Here is a 24,816-nt window from a genome sequence, read left to right as displayed (position 1 = left end):
TTTATTTTTTTTACCAATAAAAATTTTCTTTTTACCATTAAGAGATTAAGGAAATAAAGATTTAAGTCTAATGAACCTTAAATGTCTTAATGGTTTATTTTTTATTTAGCCACAGATTAAAAGATTATAATGATTCTTAATTTTCTTAAAATAAATCGGCCTATTCTGCTTGCTATTTTTTTTAAACTTAATTAACCTTAATGCCTTAATGGTTCAAAAATAAATTAGAATTTGAAATATTCTTTAGCATTATTATAACTGATATCTGAAACCATTTTACCTATCCATTCCATATCATTAGGAAGTTCCCCTCTTTTAATTTCATCGCCTAAAAGATTACAAAGAATACGTCTGAAATATTCATGTCTTGGGAAAGATAAAAAGCTTCTTGAATCTGTCAGCATTCCAATAAAGCAGCTGATAAGTCCCATGTTAGAAAGTGCATTCAGCTGTTTGGTCATTCCGTCTTTTTGGTCTAAAAACCACCAGCCTGAACCAAATTGAACTTTTCCTCTAACGCTTCCGTCATTAAAGTTACCAATCATGGTAGCCATAACTTCATTGTCTGCAGGGTTCAGATTATAAATAATTGTTTTTGCTAATTTATCTTTGCTGTCCAAAGCGTTTAAGAAACCAGACAGTTTTTGAGCCTGAGGATAATCTCCAATAGAATCCCATCCTGTATCAGGTCCAAGAATACGGTGCATACGGGCATTGTTGTTTCTCAATGCTCCTAAGTGAAGCTGCTGTACCCATCCAAATTCGTGGTAGGTTTCAAAGAGGAAGAACAATACTGCGCTTTGAAATTTCAATGCTTCTTCGCTGCTTAGTGCTGCATTTTCTCTTTTCTTTTTGAAGATAGCATTTATTTCGCTTTCAGTATAGTTTTCAAAATAAACCTGATCCAAACCATGATCACATAATTTACATCCGTTTTTGTCAAAATACTCAATTCTATTTCTTAAAGCCGAACATAAATCGGAATAGGTATTGATAGTCACGCCGGCCACTTGACCCAATGTGTCAATGTAATCATTGTAACCGTCATTTGAAATAAGGATGGCTTTATCAGGTCTAAAAGCTGTGCTTACTTTTGTAGTGAAATCACTTTTAGCTAATTGCTGATGGTATTCTAAGTTATCAATAGGATCTTCAGTAGTACATACAAATTCGGCATTTACTTTTTTAAGTAAGTTTCTTGTGCTGTATTCAGCAGAATTTATTTTTGCAGAAGCTTGTTCGTAAATTGATTCTGCAGATTTTTCGTTTAATAACTCAGTAATATCAAAATAACGGGCCAATTCTAAGTGTGTCCAATGATACAAAGGATTACGCATTGTATAAGGTACAGTTTTTCCCCAGTTTAGGAATTTGTCTTTATCCGAACCATTCCCAGTAATAAACTGCTCATTGATTCCTAAAGTACGCATGGCACGCCACTTGTAGTGATCTCCATTTATCCATACATTCGTGATATTGTCAAAAATTTTATCTTCGGCAATAAACTGCGGATTTAAGTGATTGTGATAATCAATTATAGGCTGATTTTTTGAATAATTGTGATACAATTCTTCAGCAAATTTATTTTCTAATAAAAAATTATCGTGTATGAAACTTGTGCTCATTATAAACGTCTTAAAAGATTATTATTCGTTTGATGGTTTTCCAATTGTAGCTAGAATTCCGCCATCTACATAAAGGATGTGTCCGTTAACGAAATCACTTGCTTTTGAAGACAAGAATACGGCTGCACCTTGTAAATCTTCTGGATCTCCCCAACGGTTTGCTGGCGTTCTGCTGATGATAAATTCATTAAATGGGTGCCCATCTACTCTAATTGGAGCAGTTTGGGTTGTAGCAAAGTATCCAGGACCGATTCCATTTGTCTGGATATTGAATTTTGCCCATTCTGTAGCCATGCTTTTAGTAAGCATTTTTAAACCTCCTTTTGCAGAAGCATAAGCACTTACTGTATCTCTTCCCAGTTCGCTCATCATAGAACAGATGTTGATGATTTTCCCTCCGGTTCCGCGAGCAATCATACCTTTAGCAACTGCTTTAGACATGATAAAAGGGCTGATTAAATCTACATTGATTACATCAGCAAAATCAGTAACTTCCATATCAACGATAGGAGTTCTTTTAATGATTCCAGCGTTATTGATCAGGATATCGATCGGGCCGACTTCAGCCTCGATTTTTTTAATATTTTCAATTACAGCAACTTCATCAGTTACATCAAATATATATCCGTAAGCATCAATTCCTACTGATTTGTATTCAGCAACAGCATTGTCTACTGTTTCTCGTGAAGAACGATCGTTTATTACAATTTTTGCTCCAGCATGACCAAGTCCTTTTGCCATTGCCATTCCAAGTCCGTGAACTGCACCAGTTACTAATGCTGTTTTTCCAGTTAAATCAAAAAGGTTGATTGACATAATTTTTATTTAATTGTTATTAATTATCTTAAATCTGTTATTTTACAAACATCCATATCTCCATAATCAAGGTTTTCTCCAGCCATTCCCCAAATAAAAGTATAGTTGCTTGTTCCTGAACCTGAATGGATTGACCATGGCGGTGAAATAACAGCCTGATGATTGTTCATCCAGATATGTCTTGTTTCCTGAGGCTGTCCCATAAAGTGACAAACGGCTTGATTTTCTGGAATATCCAAATAGAAATAAACTTCCATTCTGCGGTCATGAACGTGAGCAGGCATAGTGTTCCAAACACTTCCCGGTCTTAATTCGGTCATTCCCATCTGCAATTGGCAGGTAGTAACAACACCGCCAATAATCATCTGATTTACGGTACGGTGATTGGCTGTTTCCATAGTTCCTAATTCCAGTTTTTTAGCTTCAGCCAAACTTACTTTTTTAGTTGGATAGTTTGTATGAGCAGGAGCAGAGTTGATATAAAATTTAGCAGGATTTTTTGAATCTGCACTTTTAAAAATCACTTCTTTGTTTCCGCTTCCAATATATAAGGCATCTTTAAAACCTAATTCATATACTGTTCCTTCAACCACTACAGAACCATTTCCTCCAACATTTATAATTCCCAGTTCTCTGCGTTCCAGGAAATAGCCTGCTTTTAATGGATCTATTGTTTCCAATGTTAAATCGTTAACAGGAACAGCTCCTCCCGCAATATATCGGTCATAATGAGAATAGGTCAATGTAATCTCGTTTTCCTGCATTAAATCATCAATTAAGAATTCATCTCTCAATTGTTTAGTGTCGTAATGTTTTACTGCTTCGGGGCTGGAAGCGTATCTGGAACTGTATTTAGTCATGGTATAAAATTTAATGTAATCGATTGCACAAAATTAGTTTTTTATATTAACAAAACATAATTCAAATCAAAATTTATTTTTACTTGAATTTTATAGCTCTACTTTTTTCATTCTTGGAACCAAAATATGCATGATAAGCCAGGCTAATAAATAAGCTGCTCCGCAAATGCAGAACATAATGAAGTAACCCGTTTCAATCTTGCCGATTTTTGTATAATAAACAAACATGTTTTTCTGTACTACTAAAGTTAATAGAATTCCTCCAAGTGCACCGAACATTCCTCCGAGTCCTGTTACAGAGGCAGTTGCGTTTTTGGGAAACATATCTGATACAGTTGTGAATATATTTGCACTCCATGCCTGATGCGCAGAGACAGCAAGACCAATAACCAAAATTGCACACCACATATTAATTGAGCCTAAATACTGTGAAAATAAAACAGGTAAAACTGCAATTGCATAAATGAGCATACTTGTTTTACGGGCTTTATATGCTGGCCAGTTTTTGTTTATCAGCATTAAAGGAAGCCATCCTCCGCCAATACTTCCTATGCTTCCAATGACATAAACTAATGCACAAGGCCAGATAATTTCTGTAGTCGTAAGTTTGTATTGTTTCATTAAGAAATCCGGTAACCAGAATAAATAAAACCACCAGATAGGATCGGTTAATAATTTACCAATTGCAAATGCCCAAGTCTGACGGAAAGAAAGCAGTTTTAGCCAAGATACTTTTTCAGTCTTTTCTTCTTCATTCACTTCCGTTTTGTCTGAAGTAATATATTCAAGTTCGGCCTGAGACAGATATTTTTGTTTTTGAGGCACTTCATAATAGATGAACCATAAAAGCAGCCATATAAAGCCAATAATTCCTGTTGCAATAAATGCCCATTGCCAGCCGTAATTTTCAGCAATAAACGGAACTGTTAAAGGAACGATTATTGCTCCAATGTTACTTCCGGAGTTAAAAATACCGGTAGCTAATGCCCGCTCTTTCTGAGGAAACCATTCGGCAGTAGCTTTTATTGCTGCGGGGAAGTTCCCGGCTTCAGTAACTCCTAAAAAGATACGTGCAATTATAAAACCTCCGGTTCCTGTTGCAAAAGCATGAGCGATGGCGGCTAAACTCCATAAACCTGTTGCTATCGCATAACCTAATTTTGTTCCTAATTTATCAATGAATCCTCCCGCCATCAGCATTCCAAAAGCGTAGGCAATTTTAAAAGCTATTTCAATATTTGCATAGTCTATTACTTCCTGTTCAGGCGACCAATGAAAAGCTTCTGCTAAAAACGGCCTTAAATAACTTATTACATTCCTGTCTAAATAATTCACTGTCGTAGCAAAAAAGACTAAGCTGCATATTGTCCAGCGATATTTTCCAATCGCCGCATTGGCTTCATTCATAATTACAAATTTGGTTAGGTTAGTTGATATTTAGTTTTTTATTTTTAAAGATCCGTTATCGGACTGTATTTTGGCACTAATGATTTCATTACTGTCCAGCCTATTAAATAACAGACAGCACAAATGGAGAATATGATGAAATATCCAGCTTCAATTCCTTTGAATCCCATGAAAACCATTTCGCTTTCTTTGGCATAGTCAAATAATACTCCAGAACCTTTATTGATTATTGTTGACCCAATTCCTCCTGCTAATCCGCCAATTCCAGTGATGGTTGCAATTGCTTTTTTAGGGAACATATCTCCAACAGTTGTAAATATATTTGCAGACCAGGCCTGGTGTGCAGCACCTGCAATACCAATTATTATTACAGGCAGCCAATATGAAATGTATCCTAATGGCTGTGCTACTAATGCCAGCAAAGGAAAAAATGCAAAAATCAGCATGGATTTCATACGCCCTTCATAAGGATTCATTCCTTTTTTCTCAACAAAGTAAGTTGGAAGCCATCCGCCGATTATTGAAAGTAAAGTAATCATGTATAAAACAAATAATGGGAAAGCAGCTTCTGTAGAATCCATTTCGTAAACTGAGCTTAAATAAGCAGGAGTCCAGAATAAAAAGAACCACCAGACACCATCAGTCATAAATTTTCCAAAGGCAAATGCCCATGTTTGTTTGTATTTAAAGCAGTCTGCAAGAGAAACTTTAGTATCAGTTTCTGGCACATATCCCTCAATTTTGCTATCTGCCGTGATATCTTGCTGAATATAGGCTAATTCAGCGGCATTAACTTTTGGATGTTTTTCAGGTTTTGCATAGATGAAAATCCAAAAACCAATCCATATAAAACCTAAAGCTCCAATTATGATAAATGACATTTCCCAGCCAAATGATTTAGCGATAAAAGGAATTGTTATCGGTGCGGCCAAAGCACCAACAGTTGCTCCGGCATTGAATATACTTGTTGCAAATGCTCTGTCTTTTTTAGGGAAGTATTCGGCTGTGGTTTTAATAGCGGCAGGAAAGTTTCCGGCTTCACCTATGGCTAATATAAATCGGGCAAAAATAAACAGAGAAACACTCACAGAGATAATCATTGCAGTATCGTTTACTTTACTTATGGCTTCTTTTGCTCCTTCAAAGCCTACAAACCAGTTTCCAGTTAAAATTCCTGATGTTGCAATCCCACAGAAGGCGTGTAAACAGGCACCTAGTGACCAGATTCCAATTGCCCAGAGGAATCCTTTTTTTGTATCCATCCAATCAACAAATTTGCCTGCAAATAATAATGAAACAGCATAAAATATAGAAAATAAAGCAGTTATGTTTCCGTAGTCATTGTTTGTCCAGTGAAATTCGGGTGAAATAAAATCGCTCCATGTTAAAGAAAGTACTTGTCTGTCAAGGTAATTAATGGTTGTTGCAAAAAAAAGCATTGCACAAATGGTCCATCTAAATTTACCTGGGTTCTGATTATTCATATTATTTTTGTTAAATTTTGAGGGCTTGATTTTAATGTGATTATCGATGTAATCGATTACACAAAAATAGGTTTTATTTTTATATATACAATTTATTAACTAGTTTTTTTTCAATATAATAATTAAGAATACGTTTTTTTATAGTAAAAGTATATTGGTTATTCTGATAATAGTTTGTAAGTAATGCGGAATGTAATTTATTACACAAAAAAAGTAGATTTTGTGTTTTTTTTTGCAGTTCAGTTTGAAGTGAAATGCTGGCTGGTACTAAGAAGTTTTAATGTTTATTTTATATAATGCAAGTTTTATCTTTCCTGATCAAAACTATTCACTTAGTGCATTCGGTTTTAGCTTCTAAAAAAGATCATTTGCCACAGATTCGCAGATTAAAATGATTTTAAAAGCTCTGAATTTGTGGCAATTTCATAATTTTTTGTAATTCAGCCTTGCAGATTCAGTCTGCTAAGCCAAGATTGTAGATTTTAGTTTGTGGTTATTTATTTATTTATTTATTTATTTATTTATAAAAACACTAAGTACTGCCTTTTAGCCCTGATCGAAGCAGCATCTCTCGATTTAGAAAAACAAGGCTTTTTTGCCGTAGTTTTTGTTAATCGGGAATATAGCGGAGAGCAGGACCTATATTACCAAGGATGCCTAATTTTTCTGCTCCTAAAAATAATACTATTCGGATGCAGATTAATAATAAAACAGGTCTTTTAGAAGAAATTCGCCTTTTCTTTTTTTCTCTTTTAATTTTTTTACAATTTTCAGGAAGGCAATAGCAGTGATAAAGGCATCGCCCATTGCGGTGTGGCGGTCTTTTTTGGAAATATCAAATTTATCGGCAAGATCGTCCAATGCATAATGATCTTTATATTCCAATAAATTAGATCTGATTAATGTTTTTTTATAAAGAAATGCTGTGTCTAATGTTTTGTTCGTTAACAGCGGAAGACCATTTCGTTCCAAAGCACGATTGATCATCGTGATGTCAAATATGGTATGATGGGCAATGATAATCGAATCTCCCAGGAAAGTCAAAAACTGCTGCAGCACTTCTAATTCACTGGGTTTGGTCATAACCAGATCTTTGAGAATACCATGAATCTGAACACTGTTTTTGTCATAATGTTCTTGGTGTATGTACATTTCAAATGATTCTGAAATTGCAATAACACTGTTTTGCAGCGTAACGGCACCTATGCAGAGCATTCGGTCGTTGTCATAATCAAAACCAGTGGTTTCGGTATCCAATACTACAAAACGGGCGCTTTCAACACTGTGTAAAAGCGTTTCATCAATTGGTTTTTTAGTTATTTTTAAAAAATCAAATAGCATGGTTTTCCATTTCTCAAAAATGTTCTTCATTACAGTATATTTGATGGATTAAAACGGATGGAGATAATTTCCTGAAGTTCTTTAATGGTTTTAAAAGTACTTTTTAATTTGATTTTTTCTAATTTAGTAAGGTGTTCCAGCGCAATATACTGCCCGGAATCATGATGCAGCAGTCCTTGTTTGGTTCTGAATTTTAAAAGCGCTTTATACGAATAGGCGCAGGACAGGTATAATTCTTTGTTCTGCGGTTCCAGTTCGGCTAATTTTTCAAAACGCTCAGGAGTATTACTGATTGATTTTACGGCATGGGATAAAATTAATACCCTGGCTGCATCACTCAATGGCATTAATGCTCTTCTTTTTATGTCAAAAAAATCTTTGTTGGCACCATCCTGCTCCAATAAAAATTGTCTGAAAAATCCAGTAGGGGATGGGCTTTGCAAAGCACCGCTTAATAAATGAATGTAAAATACAGGATTTGCTTTGATGTCTTCCAGAATAAAATCGGAAAGTTTGTTTACAAGTTCGCTGTCTCCATAAGACAAGCTGTAATCAAAAAATATAAAGGACAAGAGCACCTCGTCTTTTCCGGTATTTGTAATCCAGTGATGTACTAAATTTTTCCATTCATCGAGACTCAGACACCATTTTGGGTTGGACGCCATCATTTCGGCAGGGCAGTATTCATATCCTATTTCAAATAATCCTTTGTTGACATGTGCAGCGAGTTCTAGGAAGTATTTCTTGGTTTTTTCTTTTAATTCTTCGGGAACATCTTCATAAACCAGCGCATTATCCTGATCGGTCTGCAGTAATTGTTCACTTCGCCCTTGGCTTCCCATAGCCAGCCAGCCGAATTTTACCGGCGGAGGCGTATCCATTTTTTTCAAAGCAATAGTAATAACCTGCTGAATACAGACATCATTTAATTCGGTGATGATTTTTGATGTTAATGTTATTGGGATGTTCTGGTCAAGATAGCCTTGCAATAACTGCATGATGCTGGCTCGTATTGGTTTTATTTCCTTGTATTTTTTGGCTCTTTTTACAGCTTTAATCAAAACAGCAGGATTATTTCCTAATGAAACCATCACATCGTGCTTTGAAAGGATTCCAACAGCTTTAGTATTTGGAGTGCCGTCTTTGGTAAGGCAGATATGGCTGATGTTGCTTTTCATCATGGCCATCTGCGCTTGTGTAGTGGTCAGCTTTTTAGGATATGTGATAACAGGGCTTGTCATGATGACTGATGCAGCAGATGTGATTGGATATTCGCCGGTGACAATTTTATTCCTCAGATCCTTATCTGTAATGATACCTATGGGAAGTTTATCTTCAACTACAAGTATTGCTCCCACATTTTTTTTTGTCATTATCTGTGCAATTTCTTTCACCGGAGTTACAGAGGAACAGGTTACTATTTTTTTTGAATATTTTACAGGATGAATATCTAATATCTGAGGTTTATTATCCAAAAGATCTCCAGCCAAAGTTTCGCCATAGAGTTTTCCCCTGTAACTTTCGGAATACGGATTTTGTGTATTGGAAGCAAAACTCTGAATTAAAAAATCCCCGACATTTTTATTCATTAATGCATACGGCTTGAAAACTGCGATAGGAATAGCATACAGAATGGTTTCTTCATAGGCTCTAGATTCCATCTGATAATTTTCATTAGCTATCAGCGGTCTTAATCCAAAAATATCGCCTTCATCACACATATCAATAGTGTCATTTTTTATTCCTTTTCTAAGAGCAACAGCGCCTTTATGAACAACATAAAAAGAGTCGTGAGTTTCATCATTTTCGGCAAAAATTACACTGTCTTTTTCTTTGTAAATAATTGAAATCTGTTCGGAGAGTATCTCAATATCATTTTGGCTTAAAAAAGTAAAAGGAGGGAAGTTCTTAAGGAAATCGGCAACTCTATGCGAAATAGTATTTTTCATTTTATGAGAATAATGTTTTTGGAAACTAAAATAAAATTATAAAAAAAAACACAGCTACTTTTCGGTAACTGTGTTTCTTGTATTTGATTTTTCAAATGATTTTGATGCTAATGTAGAAGAATATAAAGAAACACAAAACGGAGTGATGTACGTTAATACAATTCTTAAAACATTTCTAAAAGTAAAATTGCTTTCCCAAATTACGTCATAACTGTTGATTGTGTTCAATATTGTTCCTACTACAACAGCAATAATCAAGGCGTTTTTTATGTTTTTGGAAAGCATATTATTTCTTTTTAGTCACTTTCATATTTATTATTTCTACAAATAAAGAGAACGAAATGGCAAAGTATAAATATCCTTTTGGAACAGGAGTTACATGACTTCCAAAAATAAGGGCATTAGACAAATGTGCACTTTCTGTCAATAACATGAATCCAATTAGAATCAAAAAGGACAATCCTAATATTTGAATGGAAGGATGCTTGTTTACAAAATTCCCAACAGGAACGGCAAACTGCATCATAATTAATACCGAAATAACCACAGCGGTAATCATAATAACCAAAGCACCTTCAACGCCGTTAGTCATTCCCACTGCAGTTAAAATACTGTCAAAAGAAAAAACCAGATCAATCATTATAATCTGCAGAATGACACTCTGGAAAGACTTCGCTGCCGCTTTACCCAATTCTTTTTCTTCGTGTCCTTTTTCATCTACTTTTTCGCGGATTTCATTGGTGCTTTTATATATCAGAAATAATCCTCCAAATAACAAAATAAGACTTTGCCCCGTAACGCCCGCATGAAGCCAGCTCCAGTCAATTGTGAACCAGGGTTTCTTCATTTGGGTAAGGAAATTAATTCCAAACAACAATGCAATACGCATAAACATTGCCAAAAACATACCTACTTTGGTTGCTTTCTTACGGTCTTCTATAGCTAATTTTCCAGTAGCAATTGAGATAAAAATAATGTTATCGATTCCTAAAACAATTTCCAAAAAAGTCAATGTTAATAGGGCAATCCATGCATCTGGATTCAAAAATACTTCCATGCGTTGTTAGTTTGTTTATGATTTATAGTTTATTGTTTGTGATTTGCTGCTTGTGATTTATCCAATTGTTTATCTGTTTTATGAATTCTGCTATTCTAGATTCTCTAATCTGCAATCTTAACAACAGTTCCTTTTTGTTTCGAATCGGATCCTACCATTCCAAATTCAAAGGTATAGGAATTTTTTGAGGTAGTCAAAATTTTCATGCTGATCGCTTTCTCTTCAGCCTTGTTTTTCGGGTGTTTCTTCTGTAAAATGTATTCGCAGTCATTCACCCAGCGAACGGTAGAAGTATCTGTTTTACCTTCAAAAGTCTCAATTTCAATACTATCATTGCGCTCAAACATCGTTGTTTTTTTTACGCCGTCAATTTCGTATTCAAATTTAAATTTTCCATTCTTGAAATCTTTACAGTTGCGCTCCACATCATAACAGGACAATAGTGAGAGCAAGGGAAAGAGTAAGATTAATTTTTTCATTTAGTTAGTTTTGATATTTTAATTAGCTTTAAGCAATAAGCCATAGGCTTTAGGCAGTGACAATGCCTATGGCTTATTGCATAAAGCTTTTATATTATTTCATTCGTCTAAATTCTTCTTCAGTAAAATTTTTGATTGATTTTTCCTGAGCAAATTTATCAGCATTGTAATTAGCTGATTTGTTTTTAGGAATCGAAAGACTGCTCCATTCGTCTTTTTTAAGCTGTTTGGCATAAAAAACAATCTGCCCGATATGATACGGATAATGCGCCAGCTGTCTATTGATGGCTTCAATAACATTATGTCCTTCATTTCGGATATAGATAATTTCCGAAAGCTGTTCGGGCTGTAAGCTGTTCAATGCTCCTAAAAAGCAGTCCCATCCGGTATTCCACACAGTCAGTACTTGCTCTTTTGTCTGTAAATCATTTTCAAATTCGCCATCACGATTTCTGGTTTCCTTTTCGCCATCAGTGGTTAGGAAATCTGTCCAGCGCGACAGCATGTTTCCGGCAAGGTGCTTTACTATCACGGCAATACTGTTCGTGTCTTCGTTTACGGACACAAATAATTGTTCCGGTTCCAATTGTTCCATCGCTTTTTCTCCGAGCATTTTATAGTAGAGAAACTGCTTTTTTACGCTTTCAAGATAGGATGTGGTTTTGCTCATAATGGTTGATTATTATGTTTGTCTTTTACTATTTAATTTTTAAACCACTTTAGTGATCTATTTCTCGTACTAATGGCGCGAGTTTTGTTAAATCATTATAAGTTTTGCAAACTGCTTCATTTTCCTTATGTTTTCAGGAGAGAAGCCAGATTTACTCAATTTTTATATCATACTTGTCCAAAAGCCCCGCAATTCCCTGACTGGAAAATTTAGCTTTTTTTATTGGGTTGTATTCGGGATCAATTTTATAGTTATAAGCGGTGATAAAATCGGCACCTGCTAAAATGGTGTCATTAAAAACGGCATTGTCCAAATTACAGTTTCCAAAAACCGATTGGGTTAAATTAGTTCCGATAAAAGTGACTTCTTTCAGCGAGCAGGAATTGAATTTGGTTTTCGGCATTTTTTTATTTGCAAAAGAACTATAATCCAAAATACAATCCTGAAACTGCACATTAAATAAAAAATCCTGACAAGACTGAAACTGAATCCCCATTAGTTTACAGTTCCTGAAGTTAACAGTCTTAAGGCTGGAACCTCCCAATTGGGTCATCGATAAGTTGCACTCTATGAATTCGCAGTCCATAAAACTATTGTTAGAGAAATCACTATTAGAGAAATCACAATTCTTGAAAACGCAGTCTTCAAATTCACGATTGTTAATTCTCTTACCTATATAAGTTATTTTTTCAAATGTTTTTTGAATGTGTATCAGGTCTTCCATGGGAGTTTTTTAGTTTTGCGTGCATTATGTCTGACACGGAGAATTTGAATAGAGTTCTCAGTAATTCGGTAAGAGATACTATAATCATAAATATAGTAAACTCTGAAGCTGCCGTCATTATTAATTTTTTGTGCATCGAGTTTGAAAATTTCAGGCTGAGTTTTTAATATTTCAGTACTTTCAAAAATGGTGTCGACAACTTTGTCTGCAATATGAATCGATTTACTTTCGAAAAAAATGTAAAAGTGAATATCTTCCAGTTGTGTTAAAGCATCATTTGACCAGATTATTTTCTTCCCCATTTTTTTGAAATAGCCTTAGCTTCATCTTCGGTATAAAAATTACCTTTTTTGATATTATCCAGCGCATTTTCAATATCAGCGTTGTATTCTGTAGCTGTTGTCTCAGCAGGAGTGTTTATCGATTGCAAAAGATGTTTCATTTTTTCTATGAAGCTAGGGTCTTTTACTTTATCAATTTCTTGATGAATCCAATTTATTTCGGCTTGAATATCCATAATTGTAATTTTTGTAAAGATACAAATTAGTCGTTAAATATGCCTCTCATTATTATTTTCAACCCTGTAAACATTAAATATATTGATGCGATACAGGCAATGATTCCAATGCCCAAAACCAAATAATGCCAATTGGTATGCTGATTCATAAATGCATTGTAAATTACGGATGGTCCAATGAACATAAGAGGTAAAGCTCCTGTTAAGTATTTTACTCCCTTTGCCAAAAGTTCTTTATTTGCCATTTTCTGCTATCTGTTATATGAAATCTGTTTACTGTCCATTATAAAAATCTACCGCTTTTCTCACGCTTCCGTATTTTGCAAGCAGTTCAGAACCTTCTTCGTAGGTTACCGGAATTTCTTCCATAATCATTTTTACACCGCGGTCAACAAGTTTGTTATTACTCAATTGCATATCGACCATTTTGTTTCCTTTCACTTTTCCGAGCTGAATCATCGTAGCTGTCGAGATCATATTCAGAACCAATTTTTGTGCAGTTCCTGCTTTCATTCGGGAGCTTCCTGTTACAAATTCAGGACCGACAATAACTTCGATAGGGAATTTTGCCGTTTGCGAAAGCGGGCTCCCAGCGTTGCAGGAAATGCTTCCGGTGCTGATATTTTTTTCGTTGCAGGCTTGTAATCCTCCAATAACATAGGGAGTTGTTCCCGACGCGGCGATGCCAATAACCACATCATTTTCATTAATATTGAATTCCTGTAAGTCAATCCAAGCTTGGGTTGCGTTATCCTCAGCGTTTTCTACGGCTCTGCGGATGGCTTTGTCACCACCGGCTATGATTCCGACAACCAGATCAAATGGAACTCCAAAAGTAGGAGGACATTCAGAAGCATCAACAACACCTAAACGTCCTGAAGTTCCTGCTCCAATGTAAAATAAGCGTCCGCCCAGTTTCATTTTGGCAACAATTTCGGTTACGAGTGTTTCTATCTGCGGTAAAGCTTTTTCGACGGCAAGAGGTACGGTTTGGTCTTCTTTGTTGATATTGGTTATTAATTCTCGAACGGACATTTTTTCTAAATGTTCGTATTTTGAGGATTGCTCGGTGGTTTTGGTGAAAGTCATTGTTTTTAAGGTTCAAAAGTGTAAAACAAACACAGTTTATTTAGTATTACAAACTTAAATAAATTAATAGCAGAAAACGTCTTATAAGATAAATTTTAGAAGATGATTTTAATTGTTTTCATCCTCTGTTTTATGGCTCATAAGTCCAGACATCATTACTAATGCGCTCAGAATTATAACTTGTATTACCAATGAATTATTGACTAAATCAATCACTTGATTGTCAGGAATTGAAAGGAAAAGTAAAATGGTAATCAGACCTCTTGGAGCAATAAATAAAGCAGGTTTGATATTGATTTTAAATGTTTTGAGCGTGATATAACGCAAAGCGAATATTCCGGAACAAATTCCAATTGCCCAGACGATGGTTGCTGTGTTTAATAATTCTTTCGTTTCTATTAAGTAGCCAAACAGCAGAAAAAATAAAGCTCTTACTAAAAAAGCAATTTCTGTGGTAAGCTCGTGGAATTTATGAACTTCTTTATTCAAAAGGTCTGGCTGTAGTTTTTGAATAAATTTATTGCTTTTAATCTCGTCAAGATTACCCAGAAAAATACCAAAAAGAAGTATGAAAATCAAGCCTGGTAAATGATATATTTTAGTAACTGCATATATCAATACGATACTTAATATGATGGGAATAAATTTTACCGGATGTTTTATTTTGCTCAATAAAAAGGCAAGTCCCAGCGTTGCCACAAATGATATGATAAGAATCACAAGTATTTCAAAAAGAAAACCACCTACTGACGAAGCCCCAATATAGTCATTGAGCGTAATAAAATTAAAAAGGATTACTCCAAAAATATCCGATAAACTGCTTTCATAAGTGATGAACTCTTTATTTTTTGAGATAAGATTCTGTGCACTCGGAATAGCAATCGCACTGCTGATTACGGCAAGCGGAATAGCATTGGCCAATCCAATTTTGAAAGAAATATTACCAAAATAATAAAAAGCAAATGCAAGTCCAAAGCTAAAAAGGAGCATTGGTATTATAGCAACAAGTGCTGTTTTGCCAATAAATGGAAGTTTTGATTTGTTTAATTCCAATTCTAAAGAGCCCTCCAGAACAATTAAAATAAGTCCGATAGTTCCTAGAACGGGTAATATTGAGGTTAAATTTGGTACCCGAATTTCGAAAAAATCAGTTCCTTGTTTTACAGCCCAGCCCACGATTAGTAATAATATAACTGAGGGGATTTTTGTTTTTGATGAAGTGATATCGAATATATATGCAAGAATCAATAACAGACATATTGTTATTATGATAGATGTTGTCATTTGTTGATTTTATGTTCAGTTCGTTTTGCTACTAGGCGATGTAGCTGGTTGATATTCAATATTTTATCTGTTTTTCGCCAAATTTAACAGATACAAAATTATTTTTCAATTAAGCCTAAAACCGCTATATTGCTTAGTAGCTGTTGTACGACGGCTATTTGTCTTCGGAATTGTGTGTTTGTATACAAAATAATATCTTACGCTATAAAACATTAACAAAGTGTTAACACGTAAAATTTTAGTAAGAATTATATTTTTCTTACGTTTGCGTTTAAAAAATAAGAGAATTTGAAAAACTAAATTAATGTAGTAGATTTTAGCGATACACAACTCTTGATTATTGGTGCATGTCGTTTTTTTATTAGCTATTTCGAGTAGCTAAAATTTTTATTGCTTTTTGCGAATCGCTTTTTATCTTAAAAATTAAACACTTTTGCCTATGGAAAAACTCTGTGAGTAAGTCTGTCTTACACCTCTAACGAAAGTCGTTAGTTGTATTTGTTTAATTTTAAAAACAAGACACCATGTGTATCTGTTTTAAAAGCTTCATACATTGGAGGTCAAAAAAGAGAGTCTATCTCTCTAAACCTTTCTGTATGAAGTGTAAAAAGAAGAAATAGTTTGTGACTAATTTCAAAAGAATATAAAAATGTTTTTCTTGCGAAACTTTGATTTTTATTCCACCTGCGTCAACAGGTGGTTCTTTTTTCATCTTTTACGATGGTACAAATATAATTACCCGTGCGGTCAAAAATCTAATAAAAACGATACTATTTATTTATAGTTTTATTTTTTGATATAGTAAAAATTGATATATCAGATTTAGTACAGCAAAATTACAAACGTACAATTTCAAAGAACTTTTAATCTAAATATGTCCAAAATGACAAAAACTTATATTAAACAACAATTAACAAATTTATTTACTCAATTCTTAACCGAAACCGAAGTAGAAAAACTCAAAGAACTAAGAGAACAAATCATTAAGCTTTTTAGTTCTATACCTTTTGATGATTCTAATTCTATTGGTAAAGAAATGGAGTTAACTTTATTAAAAGAAACTACTTCACTTTATATGCAAAATGATTTAGACAGTTCTGTTAAATCTCTTCTTTTAGGCGATTTTGATAGACTTCTAATACAAGTTTCCTTGAGTCTTTTAGAAGAGTAAACTTTTCTATTTCCTTATCACAAAAACTCACTTGTTCTTTTAAGATACTTATTAAAGATTCAAGTGGGTTTTCTTCTATATTTTCTTTTTCCATTTATGTTTAGTTTTTCTAAACATTGTATTTTCAACGTAAGGTTCTACTTAGCTGTCGTACAACTATAATATATAGAAGAATTCTATTTTCGTTGTTTTGTAAATATAACGGATTTGTTGCAGGAAGCTACAACGAAAATGGAATTATTTGCTTCAGAAGTTTTCGATAACAGCAGAATTGGTACAAGCAGGAAAGTGAACAATTTTAAAATTACACGAATTTGCGATAAAACAAAGTTCGTTTGCTTTGGAATGCAATTCTAACGCTTCGGCAATTTTTTCTTTTTGCTGAATTACAACTTTTGGATACAATCGTACTTCAATAAAACGCCCTGATCCATTTTCGGAAACTTCGAGAGTAGCTTCGGCATCGTCCTGATAGGAAAGGATATCAATTCCGTTTTGTGAGCAGACATACAAATACGACATCATGTGACAGGAAACTACTGAACTCAATAATAAATCTTCGGGATTGTATAAACTGGGATCGCCTTTGAAAGCTTTGGCGGCCGAGAGGTTTAAAATTTCTTTTCCTTCGATGGTAATCTGATGGTTTTTAAGGTATTTTCTAGAAGTCGAAATTGTTTCTTTTGGAACTGAATTCCAATTCAATTTTACTTTAAATAAATGTTTAAATCCCATGTTCTTTTGTGATTTATTATCAAACTTGTTTATAGCACTTTCGTGGCACGCCCAAATTTATAAAAAGCAAGCCAATACAATCCCAATTACAATCATCGAAACTTTGGCGATATTGAATTTGTGTCCTTCACTGCTTTCAAAAATGATAGTGGATGAAATGTGGAATAAAATTCCAATGACTACGGCGGTTATTTCGATGTAATAGTCATTCAATTGCGGAATGAAATCGGAAGCAACGGTGCCTAACGGTGTCATGACAGCAAAGGTGATCATGAAGAAAAAGATTGCATTTCGGCTGAGTGATGCATTGATGAAAAAGGTCGTCAGAATAATGGCAATAGGGAAGTGATGAATAGCTATTCCCAATGCTAAATCGTGATGATGGCTTACTGGAAATCCTTCTAGAAAAGCATGTATACAAAGGCTGATGAACAGTAACCACGGAATTTGATACATTTTGTCATGTCCGTGAACGTGACCGTGTTCGGCTCCTTTGGAGAAAAATTCCAGTATGATCTGGAACAAAATTCCCAGCATTATAAAAATACCAATGTTATGATTGTGGCTTTTGTACACTTCCGGTAGTAAATGCATCACAGTGAGTGATAACAGGAACGACCCGCTAAAAGCAAGCAGAAGCTTTAGATTGGTTTTACTTTTTGGCTTTAAAAATAAGGCAATAAAGTAACCAAGAAGCACGGAAAGTAAAGGTAAAAGGTAGTTCATTTTTTGTTGTTGATTTGTTGAACTGTTTATTTGTTTTATCGTTTAATTGTGTATTTGTTTAACCGATTAAACAGTTAAACAATTGCTCGATTAAACAATTACTTAAAAATCATAATCAATCTTTCGCTTTCGGTTTTGTGGAATTTTTTCAGCTTATAATCACCAAAAATATCCAGTAAAAATATGCCGGCTTCGTTCATCATTTCTTCAAAGTCCTTTAGCGTAAGCGCTTTTACTTTTTCAGTGAAATGATATTTCTGATCTTTGTCTTCAAAATCAATTTCCTTGTAAATATGTCCGTCTTTCAGATAGCGTTTGATGTGAAAATCGATTCCGTCTACGTGTTTTACTTCTTCGGGAACCAAGTTATTGAGTACATTGGTAACATTCATAAAATCGATTACTGCAAAACCATATTCGGTTAAGCTTTCCTTGATAGCTTTTAGAGTGGTGAGGTTATCCTCATCGTTTTCAAAATAACCAAAACTGGTAAACAAATTGAAAATAGCATCAAACTTATCTTCAAAAACCTCACGCATATCGTGTACCTGAAAATGCAAGGTTTTGTTGCTGTTTCTTTGCGCTTCTTTTATACTGTTTTCGGATAAATCGGCACCGATAACGTCAAAACCTAATTGGTTTAAATAGATAGAATGCCGCCCTTTTCCGCAGGCTAAATCCAGCACTTTGGCTTTCTCAGGAAGATTTAGGTAATGGGTGAGATTGTCCATAAACAGCTGGGCTTCTCTATAATTTCTTTCTTTGTAAAGTATATGGTAATAAGGACTGTCGAACCAAGAGGCAAACCAATTTTCGGGATTGGCAGAGTTAATTTGTGCTTTGTTATTTACAGAATCGGACATTTATTCTTTTTCAATTAATTTAAGTCCCGCAAATTTAGTGTATTTTTGCAGAAAATATACTATTTCGGGCCGTTTGGGACTTGAAATTTAATTATTGGAATTTATACAGAGAGATGGAGAATTTTAAGATGATTGCCAAAACCTTTTTTGGTTTTGAAGAAATACTGGCAAAAGAACTGCAAATGCTGGGAGCTCAGGACGTGGAGCAGGGGGTGAGAATGGTGAGTTTTAAGGGAGACAAAGGATTTATGTACAAAGCAAATTTGTCTTTGCGCACCGCTTTGAAGATTTTGAAACCAATTTATTTTTTTAAGGCAAAAAACGAACAAGATTTATATAAAGGAATTCGCGGGACGAACTGGTCAAAATATATCAATGCAAACCAGACTTTTGTGATTGATACTACGGTGCATTCGGAGTATTTTAATCACTCGGAATATGTGTCACAAAAATGTAAAGATGCGATTGTTGATCAGTTTAGAGAAAGAACGGGTCAGCGTCCAAGCATTGATAAAGCTTTTCCAGATTTAAGAATTAATATTCATATTGATAAAGATCAGGTTTCGGTTTCATTGGATACCTCTGGAAATTCATTACATCAGCGCGGTTATAGAACGGCAACCAATATTGCTCCTATAAATGAAGTTTTGGCTGCTGGAATTTTACTGCTTTCAGGTTGGGATGGTCAGACAGATTTCTTGGATCCGATGTGCGGTTCCGGGACTTTCCTGGTTGAAGCTGCAATGATTGCCTGCAATATTCCTGCGAATATTAATCGTAAAGAATTTGCTTTTGAAAAATGGAACGATTGGGACAATGGTTTGTTTGATAATATTCAGGATAGTTTATTGAAGCGCGTTCGTGAGTTTCATTATACTATAAAAGGTTATGATAAAGCACCTTCAGCAGTTCAAAAAGCGAAAGACAATGTGAGAAATGCTAATTTGTCTGAGTATGTTTCTATACAGGAAAATAACTTCTTTGATACAGAGAAGAATTCGCAGGGAAAATTGCACATGGTTTTCAATCCTCCGTATGATGAGCGTTTGGACATACACATGGAGCAATTTTATAAAAACATTGGCGATACCTTGAAGAAAAATTATCCAGGGACGAATGCTTGGTTCATTACCGGGAACTTAGATGCCTTGAAGTTTGTTGGATTGAAACCTTCCCGAAAAATAAAACTTTTCAATGCCAGTATTGAAGCTAGATTGGTGAAATATGAAATGTATGAAGGAAGTAAGAGAACGAAGTTTCAGACTGCTTCTGAATAATTTTTATAACTATAAAAAAGTCCCGATAATTACTATTTAGAATGGTGTTTATCGGGACTTTTTTTGCTTAATAATTTTTAATTAGGCAGATATAAATTTGTTTTTTATCATTGAAGGCAGTAATACTTTCATACAGCTTTGCCCTATTGTAGTTGGATCCCAATAACATTTGTGCATTTTAACGATACTTAATGATAAAAAAGTAATAGGATTCATTGCTTTGTCGGATGTGATTTCATAATTGATATTTTCAGGTAAAAGATAAACATTTTTAATTCCAAATTCGGCTTCTCCTCGATTAGCATCACATCTATAATTTGTTGCAAAAACATCGGATACGGAATATATATTTATCCATTTTAAGGAGTCTTTCATTGTTTCACTTCTTCTATTATAAAAAGAAGGATAATAGGCATTAATGAATTCAAAAGGATTTCCGGTAGTAATGAGCAGTTTAGTTAAATTTTGGATATTGTCAGAAGGAGGAATTTCGGCTATCGGGAATAGAGCGTCTATAGCAAGGATGCTCCCAAAGCTATAGGTGTGAAAATGTATTTCTGGATCAGGTTCATTTTCAGCGATGTATTCTACTAACAAATCAAGGTTTCCTAATAAAATTTGGCTTTGTTCGCCATTATTAATATAGGCATCAACACAAGCAAATTCGGTAGATAAAGAAGTAATTATAGTTTTTGATTGGGGTATGAGAACCAAAAGCAGTGTGGTTATTGGTAATGTGATTTGCCCCAATGTCCTAATATTTTCGATATAATGATTAATACTTTCTGATATTGTTTTAGAATAGCGATCTATAAAATCTTTAAAAGATTCTTCTGCTATTAGTTTATCGGTTAATGTTGTTTTATGTGTTGTTACTATTTTTTTTTGAGGCGCCTTTTTAACAGTTATATTTTGTTTTTTTTCTGCAGATATATTTTCTTGGTCTGCCTTATTATCAATAGTTAATATACTAACTGCTGAAGGAACTAAAAAAAGAACTGATAAGGATATTAGAAAAATAATAAAGAATGCATAAAAAGTTTGATAAGGTCTGTCAAATCCATTACTATTAACCATCCTAAGTATAATCTGCGGTATTTTTTTAATAACTAATACAGAAAGAATTAAAGTTTTAAAAAGAATATTATATTGATTAAACTTATCTGTTAGTATTTTATGATATTGAAAATCATACATTTTGTAAATTACTTCCTCGGCATTAGTTTTCTTATCCTTTTTAACAATACTAACAACTGTGCTTTCTTTTTCCGGCTGATATAATATTTTTTTTGTTTTGATAGAATATTCATATCCAGTTGTTTTAAAGCTCAATTCATTTTTAAGTCTTTCGCTATATTTTTCTACAGTTTCATTATCAATAGATTGTCCAAGTCCTGTAATGTATATTCCAATTTTATTTGACATAATTATTGCGTTTGATTATGAATTTGATATTTGTAATGATAATTCCCCTATTATTGGGTTTCCCATTCTTTACTGTCTTTTTTGTTAATTCCCCAGCGAATTCCTAAAAGTGAGACTAAGTCTTTCGATGAATCAGAAGTGAAATTTTTGCCAAAACCTCCTGTTAGATAATAATTAGAGTTAATCTTGTATTGTATTATTCCAACAGATCTATAATCTTTTCCATTACCATTTCTTTTGATGTATTCATAACCAAATGAAATCGCATTGATGTCTATTTGTATTTTACAGCCATAATCAAAATATTCAACTTGATCGGAATAATTTGAAGTTAATTTGCTGTAAACAGAATTATCTTTTATATATCTGATGAACCCGTAAAGATTAAGATAATTATTTTCCACTTTTGGAGAAAATGTAAGAGTACTCCAAACACCAATTCTATCCTGTTGGCTGTTTCCATGAGTATTGTCGGAATATAAAGTACTGTATGCTGCTGCCAAATCCAGTGAAAATAATGGTTTTTTTAATATCTCTGCAAATTCATCTGTTTTTGCTTTGTCATAGGTTGGCAAAGAATCTAATATTTTTGCGTATTGGTTATCATATTCAGGTGAGGGTTGTTTTAAATCTGAAAAACGTTTTATTATTATTAATTTTGCTTCTTTTTCCAATTTTTCAGTACTTTTTCTAATTGATAGATAAGCTGTTTTTATGTTTTCTGCTTTTGAACGGAATACTGTCAAAACATTTACGTTAAATCCAGCTGCTAAATTAGTTGTGCTGTCTGTTTGCTTTATTACAGCTGAAACATTAGGTCTAAATAGTTTGTCTATGGTAGCTTGTTTAAAATCATTGATGCTTTTTCCAAGTCCGTAATATTCCAAACCATTGAGTTTTCCTTTGTTTAGGCTAAAATCTACAGATATGTTTGATAAATTTTCAGTATTTATGTTGAAATCTTTACAGTCAGTATTTGAAGTGATTATCGATGCAGTATTGTCAAGAAGGGATAAGGCAGTTGAGTTCAGGATTTGGACTCCTTTTAAATCAACTGAATTGGCAGTGTTTTGTGAGGCACAAATTTGGATAAGTCCAAAAAGTAAGAAAGTGAGATGTTTTTTCATATTAAATCAATATAAGCTTTAAAAAAAATGAGTTCTTTACTTTTGATAATAGCTGGTCCAAAATCATACGATGTAAAGACTTCACTTCCGTCATTGGAATCTTCTATTTTATATTCGAAAATCAATTTTTTTGCCTTTTCCATAATTACATCTGCTGTGAGTGTATTTAATGATTTATAACTAATATAAGTTTCAAAGATTAAAAGACCTTTATTATGTTTAAACCAAGAGGTTAAAGGAATAGATGCATCTGCAAGATGCATTGGTGTCGTAAAAGTTGGTGACTGAGGATTTATTCCATTTTGAAGATCAAGAAATACTTTTGTATATAATGGTATAAACCCCAAATTGTTCGATAAATCAAATTGGATTCTTATATCATCGGAATTATTAGTGTTATACGTTTTCATAATTTTTTAAATTTAATTTCTAACTGTTCTCTTAGTTTTACTTTTTCTGTAAAAAAATCTATTTACCCTACAAATCTTCCCCAAAGAGCATCAGCTCTATTGAAAACATTGGGTGCTGTTTCTTCAATCGAATAACCTAGTTTGGATTGGTTTCCTGAACTGCAATGAATAACTTTGCTCATTATTCCATTGCGTACTTCGCTTACAATACCTACATGGCCTATTTTTGGACCATTCCCATAAACCACAATGCATCCCGGTTCTGGGCTTGTAAGGCGTTCAAATATCCCGCTGCTACTGTTTACATCATCTTCTATTGAATCTGTATATATCCAGCCGCCATGTTTGGAATAAAATGGAATAGTAGTTTTTCTGTTTAGGCCCAATACCCAGCATACAAATCCGCTGCAGTCGCAAAGTTTATTACGTGTTGGTAAATTATCTTCTGAATGAGTTCCTCCTTCACCTAATTTATAATTAATTCCATGGTTAATAGCTGATCTAGCTCTGCTTAAAATAGCTTCGGTTCCTTTACTGAAATTGAATTCAGCTTCAACGGGTACATCCTGAATGTTAGGTACAGTTATAATTTGTCCCAGCTGTATTAAATCGTGATTTTTTATTTGTGGGTTAACACTCAAGAGTAGCTGAAGGCTGATTTTGTTTTTTTGAGCGATTTTTGACAGAGTATCTCCTGATTTGATAGTGTATTTCATGATTTGTTTTTTTGAGTTGGTTTTGATAAATTTTACTTGCTTTGTTTTTAAATTACTTGTTATTCAAGTGTTTATGATTTGATTGTTATATTTTTTCCCTGCTCTGATTTCCTCTTTTCAGTTTGAAAGTATTATTAATTTCTAAGCCTTAACAAATTCACCGCTCACAGAATCATATTTCATTGAGAATTTCCCTAAATCTGTTAACTTTTTTATTGTGCTTCGTACAGTATTTATTCTCGTTTGATAATTTGTATTACCTATTTGGCATAAGTTCGAAAAGGCTTTATCATAATTGCCATTGGTATTCAAGGCAAGTGCAATGCGGTCGCTTTTCGCTCTTCCCTGATGCCGAATGTCACAAATCATTTGACAGACATTTGCAGGAGCATTGTTTAATCCGTATCGGCTGTGATAGGATTTCATGTTTTCTTTATACATTTCTATTGCAGTTCCGACTTGGATTTCTCTATGCTTAGAATCATTAGTAGCCCAGTGAACAAGACGTGCTGCGCATATTAGTTCCTGATTTTCGATATCATTTAGTGTTGGGTTGAGATAATCCATTAATGGCTGAGTAGTAGAATCATTTTCTAAGGCAGAAAGAGTTCCATTAGATTTATAAAAAATCCTATTGTTGGATAATACTAATTTTGGAAAATAGTCAGCAGCATTTGGTAACTGCAGCAGTTTTCTGAAGAATTTTACAAAATCACCATTTGGAACATGAGCCCCATACTGCATAAAGCTAAAAGTAAATTGTGCTCTGTCGTAGGTATTTAAACATTTAAAAGAACCTGAACTTTCGGCCATTGCCGTTGGATAAATAAAATAGGCCCAAAATCCATATTTGGCGGCATAATCTGCTGGGTTATAAACTTGTCCTGCAGAAACCGAAGTGTTGAACAATCCAAAATTCCCTTCATATTGAGTTTTATTGCCAAAGTTGAATTTCGGTTCAGTTGAATTAATGCGCTGTGCATTGTAAGCTGTTCTTCCGTTAGAAGCAACAGTGCTTGTGATAGAAAAGTCAATTGCCATGATAGTATGTTTTAAAAATTGTT

General features: G+C 33.9%; 27 protein-coding genes. 2 read left to right on the top strand and 25 right to left on the bottom strand.

Annotation, left to right across the window (positions count from 1 at the left end; all coding sequences use genetic code 11):
- Positions 1–224: 224 nt before the first annotated feature.
- The 17 genes from uxaC to IRZ80_RS00835 all read right to left on the bottom strand — a co-directional run bounded on the left by uxaC (position 225) and on the right by IRZ80_RS00835 (position 15,302).
- Entirely contained in the window at positions 225–1,625 is a 1,401-nt protein-coding gene (gene uxaC, locus IRZ80_RS00915) for a glucuronate isomerase (protein WP_194639320.1), read from the bottom strand.
- A 21-nt stretch (positions 1,626–1,646) separates the two neighbouring features.
- On the bottom strand, positions 1,647–2,441 hold the full coding sequence (locus IRZ80_RS00910) for a gluconate 5-dehydrogenase (protein ID WP_194639311.1): 795 nt from the start codon (positions 2,439–2,441) through the stop codon (positions 1,647–1,649).
- Positions 2,442–2,464: 23 nt separating this feature from the next.
- A complete protein-coding gene (gene kduI / locus IRZ80_RS00905) occupies positions 2,465–3,301 on the bottom strand; it encodes a 5-dehydro-4-deoxy-D-glucuronate isomerase (RefSeq protein WP_194639309.1) in 837 nt (278 codons plus the stop codon).
- Positions 3,302–3,391: 90 nt separating this feature from the next.
- Positions 3,392–4,708, bottom strand: a complete 1,317-nt coding sequence (locus IRZ80_RS00900; protein WP_194639307.1) for an MFS transporter — start codon at positions 4,706–4,708, stop codon at positions 3,392–3,394.
- Between the two features lie 44 nt (positions 4,709–4,752).
- Complete coding sequence (locus IRZ80_RS00895) at positions 4,753–6,192, bottom strand: MFS transporter (protein WP_194639305.1); 1,440 nt, start codon at positions 6,190–6,192, stop codon at positions 4,753–4,755.
- Positions 6,193–6,891: 699 nt separating this feature from the next.
- On the bottom strand, positions 6,892–7,563 hold the full coding sequence (locus tag IRZ80_RS00890; protein WP_194639303.1) for a PolC-type DNA polymerase III: 672 nt from the start codon (positions 7,561–7,563) through the stop codon (positions 6,892–6,894).
- Positions 7,563–9,482 (bottom strand): DUF294 nucleotidyltransferase-like domain-containing protein, encoded by a 1,920-nt coding sequence (locus IRZ80_RS00885; protein WP_194639301.1) that lies wholly within the window; start codon positions 9,480–9,482, stop codon positions 7,563–7,565. The genes IRZ80_RS00890 and IRZ80_RS00885 overlap by 1 nt, the downstream gene beginning before the upstream one ends.
- Positions 9,483–9,536: 54 nt before the next feature.
- Complete coding sequence (gene nrtS, locus IRZ80_RS00880) at positions 9,537–9,767, bottom strand: nitrate/nitrite transporter NrtS (RefSeq protein ID WP_194639292.1); 231 nt, start codon at positions 9,765–9,767, stop codon at positions 9,537–9,539.
- A gap of 1 nt (position 9,768) precedes the next feature.
- Positions 9,769–10,539, bottom strand: a complete 771-nt coding sequence (locus IRZ80_RS00875) for a TerC family protein (protein ID WP_194639290.1) — start codon at positions 10,537–10,539, stop codon at positions 9,769–9,771.
- A gap of 104 nt (positions 10,540–10,643) precedes the next feature.
- The gene (locus IRZ80_RS00870; RefSeq protein WP_194639288.1) at positions 10,644–11,018 is read right to left on the bottom strand and encodes a DNA topoisomerase IV; all 375 of its coding nucleotides are present in this window, start codon (positions 11,016–11,018) and stop codon (positions 10,644–10,646) included.
- Between the two features lie 94 nt (positions 11,019–11,112).
- Positions 11,113–11,688 (bottom strand): DUF1572 family protein, encoded by a 576-nt coding sequence (locus tag IRZ80_RS00865; protein ID WP_194639286.1) that lies wholly within the window; start codon positions 11,686–11,688, stop codon positions 11,113–11,115.
- Between the two features lie 151 nt (positions 11,689–11,839).
- Positions 11,840–12,412: a pentapeptide repeat-containing protein gene (locus tag IRZ80_RS00860; protein ID WP_194639284.1), complete on the bottom strand. Its 573-nt coding sequence runs from the start codon at positions 12,410–12,412 to the stop codon at positions 11,840–11,842.
- Complete coding sequence (locus tag IRZ80_RS00855) at positions 12,400–12,714, bottom strand: type II toxin-antitoxin system RelE/ParE family toxin (protein WP_194639282.1); 315 nt, start codon at positions 12,712–12,714, stop codon at positions 12,400–12,402. The genes IRZ80_RS00860 and IRZ80_RS00855 overlap by 13 nt, the downstream gene beginning before the upstream one ends.
- Positions 12,699–12,929, bottom strand: coding sequence for a hypothetical protein (locus IRZ80_RS00850; RefSeq protein ID WP_194639280.1), 231 nt, complete (start codon positions 12,927–12,929; stop codon positions 12,699–12,701). The genes IRZ80_RS00855 and IRZ80_RS00850 overlap by 16 nt, the downstream gene beginning before the upstream one ends.
- Before the next feature lie 26 nt (positions 12,930–12,955).
- Entirely contained in the window at positions 12,956–13,174 is a 219-nt protein-coding gene (locus tag IRZ80_RS00845) for a DUF6095 family protein (protein WP_194639279.1), read from the bottom strand.
- Between the two features lie 28 nt (positions 13,175–13,202).
- Positions 13,203–14,018 carry an N-acetylmuramic acid 6-phosphate etherase gene (gene murQ, locus IRZ80_RS00840; RefSeq protein ID WP_194639277.1) on the bottom strand — a complete coding sequence of 272 codons (816 nt, stop codon included), beginning with the start codon at positions 14,016–14,018 and terminating at the stop codon, positions 13,203–13,205.
- 108 nt (positions 14,019–14,126) lie between these two features.
- On the bottom strand, positions 14,127–15,302 hold the full coding sequence (locus IRZ80_RS00835) for a cation:proton antiporter (RefSeq protein ID WP_194639276.1): 1,176 nt from the start codon (positions 15,300–15,302) through the stop codon (positions 14,127–14,129).
- An 883-nt stretch (positions 15,303–16,185) separates the two neighbouring features.
- On the opposite strand from IRZ80_RS00835, the gene IRZ80_RS00830 reads away from it, so the two are divergent.
- Entirely contained in the window at positions 16,186–16,473 is a 288-nt protein-coding gene (locus IRZ80_RS00830) for a hypothetical protein (RefSeq protein ID WP_194639275.1), read from the top strand.
- A 246-nt stretch (positions 16,474–16,719) separates the two neighbouring features.
- On the opposite strand, the gene IRZ80_RS00825 is transcribed toward IRZ80_RS00830, so the two are convergent.
- The 3 genes from IRZ80_RS00825 to IRZ80_RS00815 all read right to left on the bottom strand — a co-directional run bounded on the left by IRZ80_RS00825 (position 16,720) and on the right by IRZ80_RS00815 (position 18,797).
- Positions 16,720–17,208 carry an OsmC family protein gene (locus tag IRZ80_RS00825; RefSeq protein ID WP_194639274.1) on the bottom strand — a complete coding sequence of 163 codons (489 nt, stop codon included), beginning with the start codon at positions 17,206–17,208 and terminating at the stop codon, positions 16,720–16,722.
- Positions 17,209–17,265: 57 nt separating this feature from the next.
- A complete protein-coding gene (locus IRZ80_RS00820; protein ID WP_194639273.1) occupies positions 17,266–17,934 on the bottom strand; it encodes a ZIP family metal transporter in 669 nt (222 codons plus the stop codon).
- Positions 17,935–18,032: 98 nt separating this feature from the next.
- Complete coding sequence (locus IRZ80_RS00815; protein ID WP_194639271.1) at positions 18,033–18,797, bottom strand: class I SAM-dependent methyltransferase; 765 nt, start codon at positions 18,795–18,797, stop codon at positions 18,033–18,035.
- A 113-nt stretch (positions 18,798–18,910) separates the two neighbouring features.
- Here IRZ80_RS00815 and IRZ80_RS00810 point away from each other — a divergent pair, with 113 nt between their 5' ends.
- Positions 18,911–20,074: a class I SAM-dependent RNA methyltransferase gene (locus IRZ80_RS00810; protein ID WP_194639269.1), complete on the top strand. Its 1,164-nt coding sequence runs from the start codon at positions 18,911–18,913 to the stop codon at positions 20,072–20,074.
- Positions 20,075–20,155: 81 nt separating this feature from the next.
- On the opposite strand, the gene IRZ80_RS00805 is transcribed toward IRZ80_RS00810, so the two are convergent.
- The 5 genes from IRZ80_RS00805 to IRZ80_RS00785 all read right to left on the bottom strand — a co-directional run bounded on the left by IRZ80_RS00805 (position 20,156) and on the right by IRZ80_RS00785 (position 24,793).
- Positions 20,156–21,499 (bottom strand): hypothetical protein, encoded by a 1,344-nt coding sequence (locus tag IRZ80_RS00805; protein ID WP_194639267.1) that lies wholly within the window; start codon positions 21,497–21,499, stop codon positions 20,156–20,158.
- 50 nt (positions 21,500–21,549) lie between these two features.
- Positions 21,550–22,626 (bottom strand): hypothetical protein, encoded by a 1,077-nt coding sequence (locus tag IRZ80_RS00800; RefSeq protein WP_194639265.1) that lies wholly within the window; start codon positions 22,624–22,626, stop codon positions 21,550–21,552.
- A complete protein-coding gene (locus tag IRZ80_RS00795) occupies positions 22,623–23,036 on the bottom strand; it encodes a hypothetical protein (RefSeq protein ID WP_194639264.1) in 414 nt (137 codons plus the stop codon). The genes IRZ80_RS00800 and IRZ80_RS00795 overlap by 4 nt, the downstream gene beginning before the upstream one ends.
- 62 nt (positions 23,037–23,098) lie before the next feature.
- Positions 23,099–23,752 (bottom strand): LysM peptidoglycan-binding domain-containing protein, encoded by a 654-nt coding sequence (locus IRZ80_RS00790; protein ID WP_194639263.1) that lies wholly within the window; start codon positions 23,750–23,752, stop codon positions 23,099–23,101.
- A gap of 141 nt (positions 23,753–23,893) precedes the next feature.
- Positions 23,894–24,793 (bottom strand): hypothetical protein, encoded by a 900-nt coding sequence (locus IRZ80_RS00785; protein ID WP_194639262.1) that lies wholly within the window; start codon positions 24,791–24,793, stop codon positions 23,894–23,896.
- Positions 24,794–24,816 lie beyond the last annotated feature (23 nt).

Source organism: Flavobacterium sp. HJJ (genome assembly GCF_015351475.1).
GTDB classification, from domain to species: Bacteria; Bacteroidota; Bacteroidia; order Flavobacteriales; family Flavobacteriaceae; genus Flavobacterium; species Flavobacterium marginilacus.
Note: the sequence above shows the minus strand (reverse complement) of the source record. Positions and strands in the feature narration are given on the sequence as shown.